At 39.9% G+C, this 15,847-nt stretch carries 20 protein-coding genes; 15 read left to right on the top strand and 5 right to left on the bottom strand.

What is annotated here, in order from left to right:
• Nucleotides 1-274: 274 nt before the first annotated feature.
• On the bottom strand, nt 275-2,302 hold the full coding sequence (locus LFUMFP_RS00585; protein WP_106482837.1) for a KUP/HAK/KT family potassium transporter: 2,028 nt from the start codon (nt 2,300-2,302) through the stop codon (nt 275-277).
• 169 nt (nt 2,303-2,471) lie between these two features.
• Here LFUMFP_RS00585 and LFUMFP_RS00580 point away from each other — a divergent pair, with 169 nt between their 5' ends.
• Both LFUMFP_RS00580 and LFUMFP_RS00575 read left to right on the top strand, forming a co-directional pair.
• Nucleotides 2,472-2,639, top strand: coding sequence for a hypothetical protein (locus LFUMFP_RS00580; RefSeq protein WP_233210603.1), 168 nt, complete (start codon nt 2,472-2,474; stop codon nt 2,637-2,639).
• Nucleotides 2,640-2,814: 175 nt separating this feature from the next.
• Complete coding sequence (locus tag LFUMFP_RS00575; RefSeq protein ID WP_106482835.1) at nt 2,815-3,294, top strand: nucleoside 2-deoxyribosyltransferase; 480 nt, start codon at nt 2,815-2,817, stop codon at nt 3,292-3,294.
• 46 nt (nt 3,295-3,340) lie between these two features.
• Here LFUMFP_RS00575 and LFUMFP_RS00570 read toward each other — a convergent pair whose 3' ends face one another.
• Nucleotides 3,341-4,714 (bottom strand): glycoside hydrolase family 1 protein, encoded by a 1,374-nt coding sequence (locus LFUMFP_RS00570; protein WP_056950224.1) that lies wholly within the window; start codon nt 4,712-4,714, stop codon nt 3,341-3,343.
• Between the two features lie 369 nt (nt 4,715-5,083).
• Nucleotides 5,084-5,803, bottom strand: coding sequence for an MIP/aquaporin family protein (locus LFUMFP_RS00565; protein WP_106482834.1), 720 nt, complete (start codon nt 5,801-5,803; stop codon nt 5,084-5,086).
• A 229-nt stretch (nt 5,804-6,032) separates the two neighbouring features.
• Between LFUMFP_RS00565 and LFUMFP_RS00560 the strand changes: the two genes are divergently transcribed.
• From LFUMFP_RS00560 to LFUMFP_RS00510, 11 genes are all read left to right on the top strand, one after another.
• On the top strand, nt 6,033-6,704 hold the full coding sequence (locus tag LFUMFP_RS00560) for a hypothetical protein (RefSeq protein WP_106482833.1): 672 nt from the start codon (nt 6,033-6,035) through the stop codon (nt 6,702-6,704).
• Nucleotides 6,705-6,819: 115 nt separating this feature from the next.
• Nucleotides 6,820-7,044, top strand: a complete 225-nt coding sequence (locus LFUMFP_RS00555) for a hypothetical protein (protein WP_106482832.1) — start codon at nt 6,820-6,822, stop codon at nt 7,042-7,044.
• Complete coding sequence (locus LFUMFP_RS00550; RefSeq protein WP_106482831.1) at nt 7,041-7,514, top strand: hypothetical protein; 474 nt, start codon at nt 7,041-7,043, stop codon at nt 7,512-7,514. Before LFUMFP_RS00555 ends, LFUMFP_RS00550 begins: the two co-directional genes overlap by 4 nt.
• Nucleotides 7,515-7,778: 264 nt before the next feature.
• Nucleotides 7,779-8,216 carry a universal stress protein gene (locus tag LFUMFP_RS00545; RefSeq protein ID WP_106482830.1) on the top strand — a complete coding sequence of 146 codons (438 nt, stop codon included), beginning with the start codon at nt 7,779-7,781 and terminating at the stop codon, nt 8,214-8,216.
• Nucleotides 8,217-8,571: 355 nt separating this feature from the next.
• Nucleotides 8,572-9,255: a VTT domain-containing protein gene (locus LFUMFP_RS00540; RefSeq protein ID WP_158697705.1), complete on the top strand. Its 684-nt coding sequence runs from the start codon at nt 8,572-8,574 to the stop codon at nt 9,253-9,255.
• Nucleotides 9,256-9,363: 108 nt separating this feature from the next.
• Nucleotides 9,364-10,179: a hypothetical protein gene (locus tag LFUMFP_RS00535; protein WP_106482828.1), complete on the top strand. Its 816-nt coding sequence runs from the start codon at nt 9,364-9,366 to the stop codon at nt 10,177-10,179.
• A gap of 18 nt (nt 10,180-10,197) precedes the next feature.
• Nucleotides 10,198-10,488, top strand: coding sequence for a DUF1905 domain-containing protein (locus LFUMFP_RS00530; protein WP_106482827.1), 291 nt, complete (start codon nt 10,198-10,200; stop codon nt 10,486-10,488).
• A 93-nt stretch (nt 10,489-10,581) separates the two neighbouring features.
• Nucleotides 10,582-11,319 (top strand): glucose 1-dehydrogenase, encoded by a 738-nt coding sequence (locus LFUMFP_RS00525; protein ID WP_025083867.1) that lies wholly within the window; start codon nt 10,582-10,584, stop codon nt 11,317-11,319.
• Nucleotides 11,320-11,511: 192 nt separating this feature from the next.
• A complete protein-coding gene (locus tag LFUMFP_RS00520) occupies nt 11,512-11,814 on the top strand; it encodes a hypothetical protein (protein ID WP_025083866.1) in 303 nt (100 codons plus the stop codon).
• A gap of 81 nt (nt 11,815-11,895) precedes the next feature.
• On the top strand, nt 11,896-12,540 hold the full coding sequence (locus LFUMFP_RS00515) for a C39 family peptidase (protein ID WP_106482826.1): 645 nt from the start codon (nt 11,896-11,898) through the stop codon (nt 12,538-12,540).
• Between the two features lie 146 nt (nt 12,541-12,686).
• Nucleotides 12,687-13,007 (top strand): DMT family transporter, encoded by a 321-nt coding sequence (locus LFUMFP_RS00510; protein WP_025083865.1) that lies wholly within the window; start codon nt 12,687-12,689, stop codon nt 13,005-13,007.
• A gap of 281 nt (nt 13,008-13,288) precedes the next feature.
• Here LFUMFP_RS00510 and LFUMFP_RS00505 read toward each other — a convergent pair whose 3' ends face one another.
• Nucleotides 13,289-13,798, bottom strand: coding sequence for a DinB family protein (locus LFUMFP_RS00505; protein ID WP_106482825.1), 510 nt, complete (start codon nt 13,796-13,798; stop codon nt 13,289-13,291).
• Nucleotides 13,799-14,023: 225 nt separating this feature from the next.
• Here LFUMFP_RS00505 and LFUMFP_RS00500 point away from each other — a divergent pair, with 225 nt between their 5' ends.
• Nucleotides 14,024-14,716, top strand: coding sequence for a hypothetical protein (locus LFUMFP_RS00500; protein ID WP_106482824.1), 693 nt, complete (start codon nt 14,024-14,026; stop codon nt 14,714-14,716).
• A 51-nt stretch (nt 14,717-14,767) separates the two neighbouring features.
• Here LFUMFP_RS00500 and LFUMFP_RS00495 read toward each other — a convergent pair whose 3' ends face one another.
• Entirely contained in the window at nt 14,768-15,205 is a 438-nt protein-coding gene (locus LFUMFP_RS00495) for a universal stress protein (RefSeq protein WP_106482823.1), read from the bottom strand.
• A gap of 167 nt (nt 15,206-15,372) precedes the next feature.
• On the opposite strand from LFUMFP_RS00495, the gene LFUMFP_RS00490 reads away from it, so the two are divergent.
• Nucleotides 15,373-15,678 (top strand): nucleoside triphosphate pyrophosphohydrolase family protein, encoded by a 306-nt coding sequence (locus LFUMFP_RS00490; protein WP_233210602.1) that lies wholly within the window; start codon nt 15,373-15,375, stop codon nt 15,676-15,678.
• The last annotated feature ends 169 nt before the right edge of the window (nt 15,679-15,847 follow it).

Below are 15,847 nucleotides of genomic sequence, written 5' to 3'. Positions count from 1 at the left end.
ACTAAATAAGATTGTTTTTAAAGGTGTCATGTATGATTGATCTCCTTGAATTTAAGTTTTGTGTTTCAACGTGTGACTAATATACCATCTAAATTCCCATTGTAAATATCAAACAAGTAACAATTGATGACAAAACGGTAACAGTTTAACGGCAAATCCCGATCAATCTGTAATGAACAGCGCTTCATTGCCCGTCCTTAACCGATTCACAAAAAAAGGCAACGCTGAAATCCAAATTGGATTCCTAGCATTGCTTTTTTTAAAGACACTTTAATTAGTCCTCTTCACGCTTCTTAAGGTGGTATTGCATCACTGGTCGTTGTCGTCCGAGCACTAATGGCACCCGTTCAACAAAGACTTCACTATATTCAAGACCGAACCATGAAGCCGGTGTATCAGTAAATTTCTCTAACCATAACCGCATTTGGACAATCACTTTATCGCTTGCTTTAATCTGCGTTTCTGGCGATAAATCTTCTTGGGTGATCACGAATGAGAAATCACCAACATCCCGATTTGGAATCGTCGTATAATGTTGCGGTTGGGCTGGTAATTCACCCTCCCGAATCATTTCATGGATAATCTGGCGAATAAAGACATTCACTTTTTGTTCCATCTTAAAGCCGAGATATAGCTGGACATTCACCATATAATCAGTATTCAACGTATCAGTTGTATATTCAGCAGTGTAAGGTTCATCGGTGACATTCACCGTTACGAACCAGTAAACCTGCGCCCGTTTAGGCCGCTTGTCTAAAATCGAATATAAAATATTCTTTTTGATTTTATTCTTTTCTTGTTGTTTTGATAAATAAACCAAATTGGTTGTGTAAAGTGGTAAACTTTCATCATTTCTTAAATCATGTAGTTGTTTCTTGAAAGCCAGTAATGATACGGTACTTGACTTAAAGGTATTGCTATCCTTGATGGCATTACTCCGATACCAAACAAACATGATGAATAGAATTACAGCGGCAATGATGACAGTCACGTAACCACCATGCATGAACTTGGCAGCACTTGAAATGAAGAAGATGATTTCAATTGCCCCGAAAAAGAACAACACGAGATAGGCCAATATCCACCGTTTTTCGTAACGACCCAAGAAATGGAACAATAGGATGGTGGTCATTAACATGGTAATCGTAATTGCTAAACCGTACGCCGCTTCCATGTGTGCTGAGTTCTTGAAGTAGAAGACAACGCCTAAACAAACCGCCCATAAAATCCAGTTAACGATTGAAATGTAGATTTGACCTTTTAATTTAGCTGGATAATCAATCTTGATTCTTGGCAATAAGCGTAACTTGATTGCTTCAGAAACCAAGGTATAAGAACCCGAAATCAACGCTTGTGACGCAATAATGGCCGCTACCGTTGCTAATAGAATTGATGGAATCTTCAAACTGGCTGGCATCGCTTCAAAAAATGGGTTAAAATCAGCCGCATTTTGGAAACCAGTCACGTGTTGATGTTGAAGTAACCAAACACCTTGTCCGAAATAATTCAACACTAAACAAACCGCGATATAAGGCCAACTACCATAGATATTCATGCGACCAACGTGTCCCATATCAGAATAGAGCGCTTCGGCCCCGGTTGTCGCTAGGAACACACTCCCCAATATTAAAATCCCGACTTTATTTTCAGGACTAAATAACAGGTGAATGGCATAGTAAGGATTTAACGCTTTAAGCATTGTTAAATCGCCCATTAAATTAATTAACCCAATGACACCAATGAAGGTGAACCAAATGAACATGATTGGTCCAAATGACTTCCCGATTAAATCAGTCCCAAATTTTTGAATAAAAAACAGGAGCGATAAAATCGAAACCGTCAAGATAATGACTTGATCTTGCGACGTCACTAAAATATTGCCATTGATTGGAAGGCCTTTTAACCCTTCAATCGCAGTGGTGACCGTCACAGCTGGCGTTAACATCCCATCGGCTAACAATGTCGCACCACCAATAATGGCCGGAATGACTAACCACTTAGCCTGTTTACGAATTAACGTATACAAGGCAAAAATCCCACCTTCACCGTTATTATCGGCGCGTAGTGCAATCATGACGTATTTGACCGTCGTCATTAACATTAACGTCCAAAAAACGAGAGAGATACTCCCGACAATAAAATCTTCGCTAATGTGCGCTAAACCCCCATTGCCTTGAACGATTGACTTCATAACATAAAGTGGTGATGTCCCAATATCCCCGTAAACAACACCCATCGTAATCAACATACCAGCAATAGAGAGTTTCTGTTGCGTTGATTTTTTCTCTGTAACTAATTTCATTTCCGGTAACTTCCTTATCCTTTGATATATCAACCATAGTAGCTTGTTCAAAGCGGAAAGTAAAGTTATATCCTAAATTATTATTTAGACCACTCAACCGCCTCTAACTTTATCTGTTAAGCCCTTTTATGCTACAATAAGATTATCGAAGTAAATGAGGGATAAACCAATGAAAGATCAAAAAAAAGTAGAGATTGCCAAGAAGCAATACAAAAAGCTGGTCAATCGACCATTATCAAAAGAACGTAAAAAAGCGGTCAGTTCAGCCTCCAGTTATCTATTCACCGTCATGCTGATTGCGTTAGTCGCACTCGTTATCTATCTAGTGTTGCACTAATATGTAAATAATTTTCAAAAACTCATTGTCGTTTTGCTATTTCGCAAACGACAATGAGTTTTTTTATAGCTCTAATAATTGAATGTTTTACTTTTACCCAGTATAATGAACAATACAGTTTGTCATCGCCCCTATTTGACGAATAATCCGAACATTACTCACAAAGGAGTTTCTAATGTCATCTAAAAAACAGGTTTATCTTGCCGGCCCTTTCTTTAGCCCCGAACAAACCAAACGGTTGAATCAAGTTGCAACGCTGCTAGCTGAAAATCCAACAATCGATTCATCCGCCATTTTTCGGCCTGGTGACCATTCATATCCCGATGCTGAATTCGGCACTTTCGAATGGCAAACCGCAACCTTCAACATTGATATTCGGCAAATCAATCAAGCAGACGTCGTGGTCGCAATGCTCGATTATCGCCACGAAGAGGGCTTAACGGAACCCGATTCAGGTACGATGTGGGAATGCGGTTACGCCGTCGCCCATCACAAACCAGTCATTCTAGTACGTTACCGGGACGACTTACCGATTAACCTGATGTTAACCGGCAGTGCGACTGCCATTTTTAATGGTGCAAATGACATCGCCAACCTCGCTTCTTATGATTTCTTCACGTTACAAAATAAATACGTCCAGACTGACGTTTATTAGCCCCAATACAAAAAGCCACCTTAGCGGGTGGCTTTTTGTATTGGGGCTAGAAGCCGTTATTTTGGCTTAATTGACGGAACCATTCGCCGCTTTTCTTCATGGTTCGTTTAGCGTTATCATCTAAATCAACTCGATAAAAACCGTAACGGTTCTGATAACCATTTAACCAAGACCAACAATCATTAAAGGTCCAAGTGTGGTAACCGAAACAGCTACTACCGTCTTGAATTGCTCGATGTAATTGTTCTAAATGTTCAGTCATAAATTCGATTCGATAATCATCTTGAATCTGACCATGATCGTCCATGAAACGTTCTTCATCGGCAACGCCCATCCCATTTTCAGAAACGTACCATGGAATATTGCGGTATTGGTCTTTCATCATCATTGCAACATCGTACAACGCTTCAGGATAGATTTCCCAACCCCGGTATGGATTAATTTTTCGTTCTGGCCAAATATATGGCAAATATAAATCATCAGTGGTCACTGCCGGTACTTGAGGATTTTCAGGTGCTTGCACGCGTAGTGGTTGGTAATAATTAACCCCCACGAAATCAACGCAATTAGCCGCAATTAACTGTTGATCAGCCGCTTCGATAACGGGTAACAAGTCATTTTCCGCTAGTAGTTCAACCAAAGCATCCGGAATCTTGCCTAGGACTGTCGGGTCTAAGAAACTCTTCGCTAAAAGTAAATCAGCCTTTTCTTTAGCCACTTGATCGGCTGGCGCGTCACTTTTAGCATAAGCTGGTGTGATATTTAAGATAATCCCAATTTGACCATCAGGCTTCACTTTTTTAAATTCTGCGACCGCTGCTGTATGGGCCATCAAAGTGTGATAACCGACTTGAACCGCCTTTTTAAAATCAACGATATCTGGATAATGATACCCCGTTAAATAACCACATTCAATATGCACGATTGGTTCATTAAAGGTCGTCCAACGATCAACGAGATCGCCAAATAATTCAAAAGCCGTTTTGGCATAAAAAGCAAACGCGTCAACTGATTCGCGGGTTTCCCAACCACCCTTTTCCATTAACCACCAAGGCATATCAAAATGAAAGAGATTAATGATTGGTGTAATGCCAGCCGCCTTTAACTGACTGAAATAATCGCGATAATAATCGACTGCAACCTGGTTAACGTGCTTGCCATCTGGGATTAAACGCGTCCACGCAATTGACGTTCTAAACGAGTTCATCCCAATTTTAGTCATATTCGCAACATCTTCCGAATATAGGCGGTAAGTATCACACGCCGAATCTGGGCCCTGATCTTTTTTAAATTTTTCAGGTGCCATTTGATACCATTGGTCCCAAGTTGATGCTGACTTACCATAGCTTAACGCATAACCCTCAGATTGGGGTGCTGACGTTGCCGCCCCCCACATAAAATTAGCTGGAAACTTAATCATTATCTTCTTCCTCTCAATTATCATCGTAAACGTTTTCAACTTATTTATTGTACCATGCTTCTTTCACGGATTCGATAACCTTTTAATCGTACCCAATTAAAAGGTGTTTCAAGCAATAAATTGATAAACTGAATAACGAATGTTATAAAATACTTTTTTTTAAATTTTTTTTCGTTAATAATGACTAAATAGCCTTTTATTCTGATTTATTTTATGATATTTTTTTAAAGGAATGATTAATACTCCCCCAAGTTAAGATCATTTCGATACTCGAAAGTGACCGAAATTCTTTTCCAATTTAAAGAATTTTGGTCACTTTTTTTGTACAAAAAAAGACGCCGATTAACAACGTCTTTCTGAATCAATTGTTTAAGCAAAAATCATTTGGTAAATACCAGCACCGACGATTGCGCCAAGAATTGGTGCAACGACTGGTACCCAGGCATATGACCATTGTGAATCGCCCTTATTTTTAAGTGGCGTCAACATATGGATAATCCGTGGGCCTAGATCACGCGCTGGATTCAAGGCAGGACCAGTTGGCCCACCTAATGAAGCCACTAACGTCATAACCAATAGACCAACGACGATATGACCGGCTGCCCCAAACTTGCCAGCGCCGATTGCTAATGCACCGAAGACCAAAATTAATGTTCCAATAAATTCATTGATAAAACCATTCATACGGCTATGCGCAGCATCGATTGTGACAAATGATCCCAAGATACCTTCTTGGTTGGTTGTCCGATCGTAGTAAGGTTTGTAGGCTGCGATTAAGATCAATTGACCCACCATAGCGCCTAAGAATTGAACAATAATGTATGGTAAAACATCACCCCATGGGAATAAGCCCATTACTGCAAAACTTAAAGTTACTGCTGGGTTAATATGGTTACCTGAAATGCCGCCGAACATAATTGCTGGAATCATGACACCACAACCATATCCAAATGCAATTAAGAACCAATCACTACTAAACCCTTTTGTTCCTTTCAATTCGACGTTGGCGACTGCCCCGTTACCGAAAATAATCATAATAGCTGTACCAATAAATTCAGCAGCCAAACGTGTTGTCAAAGAAGCATCCACTTGTATTTCCTCCTAATATTATGATAAGTGTATTTTATCATGATACGTGATAAATTTTAGAAAAACAATTAAATTTACAAGTTTCATCTATTATATGATAATGTTAGCGTTTTATTCCATCGAATCCTAATCAAATTCTAAAATTTAGCTTGCTAATCTTAGTCAACATGGGATAATATTCTTGATTGATTACCTAAACTATCTATCTCAATTTCTCGGAGGTCGCTACATGAACTTAGCACTGACCATTATTTTTTATATCGGCTTAACCGTTACCGCTATCGGATTATTGCTACTCATTATTTTAGCGTGTTTCAAAAAGAAACTAAAAGGGACCTTAATTGTCATTCTGATTGGCCTATTATTAGCGGCTGCACCAGTTGGCGGCCATTTCTATTTAACTCAAAAAGCACAACAAACGGCCGAGCGCCACTTGGCTAAAAAAGAACAACGTTTTAATCATCATGAACAACAGCTCATTAAACATCTCAAGAAATCAACTGTCGCAACCGAATACGTCGCTAAAAAATATAGCACTGTTTGGCAAACATTGATCACGGGTGGTTCAGTCGTCATCGGTGACGGTTCCTACGGTGATTACGAAGCAGCACTTGCCGCTGAAGGACAGATTCTTCTATCTAAAGGCAAACTCGATATCGCTGATGATCAATATATCAATGCCCAAAGTGATTATCAAAAAATGAAACAAAACGTCACGACCAAAAATAAAACGGAATTAACCCTCGCAAAAAAAGCCCTTGAAAAAACGAATCATTTTACAACCGTCGTGACCCGACCGACCGGTACTTATCAAAACTATACAGATCGAATGTTCAAAGCCAACCAACGCCATATTAAAGCAATCGAAAAACTTAAATATACCTATACTAAAACCAAATAATCCTGATTATCGGTATGAATCAAATCATAAATGCGGTACAATCAAATGAGAAGCTTAAGGGCTTTTTATTTTTAATTAAATAGTTAACCCTATTATCGATTGAGGAGTGAGTAACGTGCGTCGTCTATCAACCATTTTAATGTGTTTTGCAACATTTTTATTGTTAACGGCTTGTGGGAAGTCGGTATCCGCCAAATTACAACCTAATAATGGTGGCTTTAACGCTGTCGTCACTGGTAAGTCCAAAGCTAAAAAAGTCTATTGGCAAGTTGACGATACCATCCACAGCGTCAAAACGACCAATGAGACCTTCACCATTAAAGTGCCCTATCAAGTGTGAAAGCCAATCGAGTGACCTTATCAGATCAAGCTGATTTAGCGAACCCAACTTATCTTGACGGTCCGAAAACCACGAGTCTAATTTCGTGGTTCAACTTCATTGCCCAATATAATCCACTCGCACAAAAACAAGGGATCGGCGTCTTTGATACCACGCCCGTCATCGGTATCCGTACAGACCAAGTTGATGAACAAACTGCGATTGCGATGAATGTTAGTGACAGTCAGATTCTCGGTATTTCAATTAAAGCACTAGATGCGACTAAGAATCCCCTCTTTAAGAAATACCTAACTACTTTTACCACTAGCCTTGGCACTAACACTGACACCATCGACAAACTCGTTACTCAAGCGATTAAAAATCCTAATCAACTTAAAAAGACAACTAATCATGGCGTGCTGTACACCGCTATTACGATGACTGGTCAAAAACAATCAATCACACAAGTATCAATGAGCCACGCCCAATAAAAAAAGAGCGTCCATTAAGTTTACCGACTTAGTGGGCGCTCTTTCTATATATATATCAGTGTTAAAAATTTCGGGAGAAATTATTCACTAAAATTAGTATACTCACTTATGATTAGATAGTAAATGATAGGCATGATGCAAATTGATGTTGTGTGATTCTTAAAGCCCATCAACCATCTGCGATAACAACTATCCACCATGCGTCACAACAGCATTTTCCGCCCCAGCGTGGTATATTTAAATTAGAAAAAGGAGGTTTTTATTATGTTAGAATATCACAATATTTTAGTTGGATTAGACGGTTCAGAACTCGCTGACCACGCTTTTGATCAAGCCATCGCAATCGCCAAACGAAATCAAGCCAAACTTTTTATTGCTCAGATCATTCCCGACGATTTATACGTCAACGACAGTATGACCTTCCCCGCAGCGTCCATTGATGCTGAAAAGAAATCCGTCAAACAATATCTCGAACAAAAAGTGGCCTTCGCAAAAGAACAAGGGGTTGCTGAAGTTCAACTGATTCTCAGAACAGGCTCAGCAAGACGCGAATTAGCCCTCACAATCCCAGCTGAATTCAATATTGATTTAACCATACTTGGGATTAGCGGTAAAGGTGCGATTGAACGCTTATTAATGGGTTCAGTGGCCCAATTCGTGAGCATCCACTCCGTCAGCAACGTCCTCTTGATTAAATCCTAATCACTTAAGAAATCTTAAAATTAAGTTGATTAGTCCCTATTCATAACCCATTGACGGTACAATTAGCTTAAATTTGTTAGTTTGGAAGTGTCTGGCATGTCGTTTGATGTTACTAAATTATCTGATCAAAATTTAAAACGTTGGTTTCAAGCCAATCGTGAGCCAATTATCGTCACGCTACGGCATCCAACGACATGGCTCACTAAACTAAATCAGTTATTGATCCACTTTTTTGAATAATCGATTCCAATAGAATACCCGCTAGTCGTTTGATATTGACGCTAGCGGGTATTCTATTTTTACTAACTTTGATGCTATAATAACCTATCTTTAGTCTTTCGAAGGGGGGGTTATGATGACGCAACATACTAAACGATTACTAATCGTATTAGGCTGTCTAATGATGATTGGATTAGGTTACCTACTCTACTTAGATTTTCAACCAGATTTAATCCAGCTATTAAATCATCCGACCAATCAACGACAATTTTTAGTGACCGCCATTCGATCACATGGTTTAAAGGACGCTTATTTGCTGATTCTATTGATTATTTTACTCTCGGCAATTCCTGGTCTCCCAGTATCGCTAATCTGTATCCCAGTTGGTATTTGTTACGGTCCTTATTTGGGAACCCTGATTAATACGCTCGGAATTGTTTTCGGTAATTTATTAGTCATCGGCCTCCTCAAAAAAACTGAACAGCACCATCCGACTAAAACAAACCGCGTCCTAACCGATATTCGGCGTATGCACCACCCTTTATTGGGCATTGTGCTTGGTTACATGGTCCCCATCATTCCCGCTTTTTTAGTCAATCTAACCGTCGTTCGGTTAAACGTGACCTTAAACGCTTTGATGATTGCGGTCTGCATTGGCACCCTGCCAACCGCGTTACTCTATTCATTAGGTGGCGATGCACTTTTAAAAGGAAACTATCACCAGATACTCGTCATTGGTTTGATCCTGCTGGCATTATTACTACTCATTAAATTGATTAAAAAGGAACGGCATATTTTTGATTATCTTCAATATAAGTAACTAATAACCTCCAATTCCACCAAGGGTAGTCATCTCCATCCGTACCATCTTGTAATCGTTAAGGCCCAGTAGTACTATTTTAGTATCAAGTACTTTTGGGGGATTACCATGCAAAAAACAATTTATGGATTCAGCTTGCTACTCGCAAGTAGTTTATTATTAGCCGCTTGTACAAATCAAACCGCTAAGGATGCTGCAATTAGTAGCAGCCAACACCAAGCTAGTCAGCAAAAACAAAATTCATTGTCAGCTTCTAGCAAAAAAGAAGCCCTAGATAGTCAATCGACTAGTATCAAAATCGCAGACGCTTCACTGGCGGCTGCTAAATCAGCCAATCGGCAAACGACTGAATCAAGTCAGCGGACTTCTCAACCAACCGAAACAACGACAACGGTTAAATTAACCGACAGTCAAAAAACGAGTGTCACCAAAGCTTTTCTAACTTGGGCAGAAGGACAAGCTAAAATTGGCAATATGGCAGTAAGTGATTGGTATTTCGATCATGGTGCAGCAGGGCGTGGTGATTGGTTCGCAGATTCGCCAGACGGTCGTATTTTAGTGCAATCTCAAGTTGCGCAAAGTGATGCTAACGATGCCCAGTATCCAATCCACGCAATTGGTGGCTGTGTCTTTTACACGGCCAAAGATGGCACCGTTGGTCACGGTAATCTGTATCAAGGTGATTTTGCAAGTAATTATAGTATCGACATGGATATGAGTCGGCCCGTCAGTAAATATTTATTAGGCGATAACGGCAAAGTTTATGAATTAAAAACCGGTAACGGTCAGGCTGTTTCGACCAACACTGGTTTTGGTGAAGTAGCTGATGACGGTCAAAGCGATGAGATTCAAGCCGTTCCATTTTCCGTCTCACAAGATCAAGGCGCTCAAAGTGAATTAAAAACATTGTTGGCCCAATACTAATTAATAAGGAGTCTCACGATGAATCAGTACCCCTACACATTTACGAGTACGATTACCGCAGCCACAATCGGCAAAGGCGGTGCCTATGTCGTCTTTCCTTATGATATTCGGACAGAATTCCAGCAAGGGCGCGTCAAAGTTCACGCTATTTTTGACGAAAAGATCCCCTATGACGGCAGCATCGTTAATATGGGCTTAACTAATCCTGACGGCTCAATTTGTTATATTCTTGGTGTTCGCAAGGATGTCCGCACCCAACTCAATAAAACAATTGGTGATGTCGTGACGGTGACAGTCACACAACGTTGACGGCTATGCTTATTAAGCGCTAGCCTATTGTAATCGCTTTCATATGGCGTTATCCTTAGTTTAGTATCTAATTCTATTAAGGAGATGTTTTTAATGGATCGTTTACAAAATAAGGTTGCTATTATTACTGGTGGTATTAAAGGAATTGGTTTAGCCACTGCACAAGCCTTTGTTGCTGAAGGTGCACAAGTCGTAATTACCGATATTGATGGCACGAATCACCAAACAGTCTTAGAAGCATTGTCCCCTTCAGCACATTTTATTGAACATAACGTTGCTGATGAACAAGCTTGGGAGACGGTCTTTACAAAAACAATCGAACTTTTTGGCCATGTTGATATCGTCGTCAACAATGCTGGTATTCTTGATTTTAACGATGCTGAACATATTACCGATGATATTTGGCACAAGGTTCTAGCAGTCGATTTAGATGGCGTTATGTACGGCGTTAAACACGGTATTGCGCATATGAAAAAGAACGGTGGTTCAATCATTAACCTCTCTTCGATTGCGGGACTAATTGGGATTCCAAACTTATTTGCGTATAATGCCGCTAAGGGTGGCGTTAAAATGTTGACGAAATCGGCTGCGTTATATTGTGCTGAAAATCAATATCAAATCCGGATTAATTCTATTCATCCCGGTTATGTCCATACACCAATGGTTGATGCTTATCCTGAAATGCGTGCTGATCTTGAAAAGTTACATCCTTTAGGTCGACTTGCTGAAGCCTCCGAAATTGCTCAAATGGCAGTCTATCTCGCTTCCGATGAATCCAAATTTGTGACGGGTAGTGAATTAGTGATTGATGGCGGTTACACTGCTCAGTAATAAATTAACATGCGCTCAAAGAAACGTGCCTACTTTTAGTGGCGCGTTTTTTTAATTGTTAAGCGTATTTTAAATTAGCGGTTACTTTGGTCTTTTTACCGATAAAAGCCAGATAACCACCGTATTTCAGCGCATAATTATGCTATACTTAGTTAATAAATTTTGCAGCTATTCCTAAAGGAGGACAATGCAATGACTAAACAAGAATTATTAGACTATCTCGAACAAAACTCAGGGGCCCTCACCTCTTTTAGAGCAAAAAGTTTAGATTATCAAAATATGAAAAATCAAAAACGCCAACCCGCGAAACGTTGGAACGAAACTAAGGTCGACCGGGCCGTTGATAAAATGGTTAAGGAATTTATTGAAAGTATTCATCAAAAGATGACCTTTAACGTTAAAAGTGATTCCTACGATGCTTGGTTACAATTTATGGAACAAAATGAAGTCCTTGAAGGCTTAGAAGAATCTGTCAACGAAATGGAGTTCGTCTAAACTTTAACCGAGGCAAAATAAACATTAAGTTCCCCTGTTGATTCTTATTTTGTTCGTTTAGATGATTGGAGTCTCATTAATATGCCAAAAACACTTAAACGATTCACTTTTTCACTATTTTTTATTTTAGTGCTCAGTCTTTTATTAGTCGCTATCCCGGCACAACATAGTCAAGCCGCCTTTAATTTTAACTGGTTTACGCATAAAGCCTATAAACCGGCTAAGAAAAAGGCCCCTAAACGAAAGATGCTCGATATCACACCAATCTCTCAATTCCCAGAATTACCAACTGGTTGTGAAATTACCGCAGTCGCTATGTTGATGGATTATAAAGGCGTTGATTTATCAAAAACGGATATCGCCGATGAGATTCCCTACTCGCCAGACGGTGATATGGAAACCGGCTTTTGGGGCAATCCTTACGACGATTCGGGTTACACCATGTATCCACCCGCTTGGGCTGATTTATTTAACCAATACCTTGGTAGCTTCACCGATTTATCTGGCGCGTCCTTAACTAAATTACGTGCAACGCTTAAGGATAATAAGCCGATTGTGGCTTGGATTAATTATCACGGTCAACCCGCACATTCCGTTTTATTGATTGGTTATAATCAGGATACCTTGACGTTTAATGATCCTTACACGGGGAAACGGAAGACGATGACTGCTGAAAAATTCTGGAAAATTGCTAGTTACCAAGGGCACCGAGCAATGACCTATTAGATCAAACTTGACCCCCGTATTAAAAATTGCTAAACTAACCTTAATCGAATAAATAACCGTCACCGGGCGGTCAGGTATTGCCAAATCTCATTAGGTCATTGAAGAGATTTAGCGGTACCTTTTTTTATTTTAAGGAGGTTATTTCGATGACATGGTTTTATTTATTACTAGCAGGACTATTAGAGGTGGTTTGGTCTTCAACGATGAAACTCAGCGAAGGCTTTACCCGTTTGAGTTACAGTCTTGAGACGATTGTCGCAATGATTTTCAGTTTCGTCTTTCTTTCACTCGCATTACGCCACTTACCACTCAGTATCGCCTATCCACTCTGGACGGGCATCGGGGCAGTCGGCGCCATTTTAGTCGGGGTCATCTTTTTTAAAGATCAGTTATCTCCGATGACTTGGTTCTTTGTGGCCCTACTGATTATCGGGATTATTGGGATTAAAATGACCAGCTCCCACTGAGTGCTGACTCAGCCGATTAGCTTCTGAGTATAGCCTAGAATTGTGAGTTATGACTGAGTTTAGTCATAATTTGCGATTCGTAGCTAGACGGAAGAAGTTGGCTGAGAAGCACGTTATCGATTGCCTATCAAGTTGAAAAAGCTGATTATCCCGAACTATCAGGATAACCAGCTTTTTTGATTTGAACGTAGATTGATGAGTTCTGCCGCGCGTCAATGCAGGATGTTCGTTTTAATATCAGGATACTATGACTGATGTCGCACCCGCTTTTTTAGAATGTTTTAACGTCCAATCACTAATCGCCGCGTATAAACGGCTTGCCCTGAATGCATCACCGCATCATCAATAATTGAGACTAACCGCGCTTGACGGGTCACAGCCGGTGTCCAGCTTTCATCGATCACATCGGCTAAAGTCGTTTCATCAACCGTCTCTAAATAATCATTGGTCAATTGGATGGCCGCCGCTAAATAGTCAATCAACAATTGTTTATCGCCAACCACGACTTTCGCCGCTTCTTCAGGTGTGTGACACCAATCCTGCGTATCATCTGGTAAAGTGAGCCCGAAACGTTGATTCCAACCCGCACTTTGCCACAGCGGTGCAACGTGTTTTAAATCTGCGATTTGATAATCCAGTTCTCGCGCGGTATGCCAAGTTAACCACGTCACTGATTTAATCAATGGTTGTGGCATCGTATTCGCCGAATCCACCGTCATTTGCGTTAATGTGTCTAGTAAACGTTCTTCAGCCCGCGCTAGCGTTTCGATTGATAGTTGTGTCGTTTTCATTTTTGATTTCCCCTATTCTTAAGTCATTAATAATTTTTATAAATTAATCAATCCCATTAAATAAACAAATTTATGAAAATCGTCTTAATTTCGTTTACTTTTGTCTGCAATCATAATAAAATTAAATGCATGTCTATTTTCTATCACAATAACTAATTAATAGCATACTGTCCAATAAAATGACTGACATTAAAAGCGGTTTATTATACTTTGGAGGATTTATTGATGGCATTATTGCTTGGAACAATTATTATCATTTCAGTTATTTTGATTATCACGGCACTCGGTTTCTTAACAACTTTTATGGCCGGCAAACTCACCGAAACGCGAGGTGCTCGTACCACTGGTAAAATAGGATTAATGGTGACACTCCCCTTGTTTCTCATTACCTTGATAGGTGCTATTAACGTAAATGCTCAAATTAACAATGCCGCCAAACAACATGCGCATACGGAGAAAGTTAAGCAACAAAAACAAAAGGCACTTGCAAAGGATATGAATCTTAAATTTATCGATGCCCAATACGACCTTATCACTAAATTATACCTTTCAGCTTCTACCGCTGAAACTTTAGCAGGAACGGAACAAAAAGCTTGGCGGGCAGCTATTTTTGACAGTAATGAATCATTCAATATTGAGACGGCTATCACAAAAATTGAATCAGATAACAAAGCAACTATCGATACACTGACCTCTAATCTTGAAGTTTTAGAGGAATCAATTGCGATAATGTCTAAAAATGATACTGGCAAATATGATTATGCGGCTTACGAAAAAGCCTATAATTCGACTAGAAAATTTATTAATTTTACAACTTCTATCAGTGGTAGTTACAGTTCTTTTGGAACGACGTACTCAGAATTAGATCGAGAAGTCGCAGATGCAATCGATGCATTACCTAATTTAAGCGATAACTAACACCATCGAAAAGGCCAATCAGGCATAAATGATTGGCCTTTTTACTTGCGCTTACCGAACCAATAACATATTCGCTTCTGCATGGACACTAGTGTACATCGCGATTGACCCTAGAAATGCGCGTTCAATTGCACCGCGACCAGTCGCCCCTAAGATAATTAAATCAGTCTCCAATTCTTGCGGTAACGTCACCGCTAACGCCTTCTTGGGCGAACCGAAACGCACAATCGTCTGGACGTCGGCCAACCCCTGGGTCTTAGCGTATGCAGCATCGCTTGCGAGCAGTTTTTCAGCTGCCGCTTTTTGACGTGGTTTTAGTGAATCCTCACCACCGTAATTAGAACCCATTAAATATTCTTTAGGAATAATCATCGCAATTGATAGCTCAGCCCGATTTCTTTTGGTGAGTTCAACCGCTTCTTTGATTGCCCTGTGTGCATTTTCAGAGCCATCATCCCCAACTAGAATTCGTTTATATTCGTTTGTCATGATAGCGCCTCCTTATACGATCATCATACGCTCTTCTGTCAAAAAGGGGGCCGATTATCACTTATAAAAACCACCTTATTTCGCACATCCATAGTGCCAGTCAGACATTTAAATAAGCCTATGCTAAACTAATCATATTACTTTAGAAGGAGTTATTTATTTTGGATATGACTGAATTAGAAACACGCTCAAAACAGATCAGAACCGCCTATCATCAACTGGAGATGCAACAAGATGGTCGGCCTTGGACCACTGAACAAGATGCACTCGCTTTTATGAGCGATGCCGGGATTGTTAGTCGCTTGATCATGGATCAGGTTGGTTCTTGGCCCCAATCCCAATCAGAATTTACCTTGGATTATAAAATTGCTGAATCAATCTGGTGGCTCCTCTCAATCGCGGATTCGACCAACATTGATATCGAAAAAGCTTTAGAAAATTTCTTGGTATCTCGGGAGAAACATTTGAATTAATTGGCATTTAAACGACAAATAATTCTAATATTGATGTCTTTATTGAACATTAGTATTGAAGCTGTCTGAAACTGCTCCTATGTCAATAAATGGCACATCTTTTTCTAAACACTCGTTCTAATTCTGTCGGAATTAAACCAACTGATGTAATTTGAGGTTCGGATTACCA

It is taken from the genome of Latilactobacillus fuchuensis (assembly GCF_900258455.1).
Taxonomy (GTDB): domain Bacteria; phylum Bacillota; class Bacilli; order Lactobacillales; family Lactobacillaceae; genus Latilactobacillus; species Latilactobacillus fuchuensis.
Note: the sequence above shows the minus strand (reverse complement) of the source record. Positions and strands in the feature narration are given on the sequence as shown.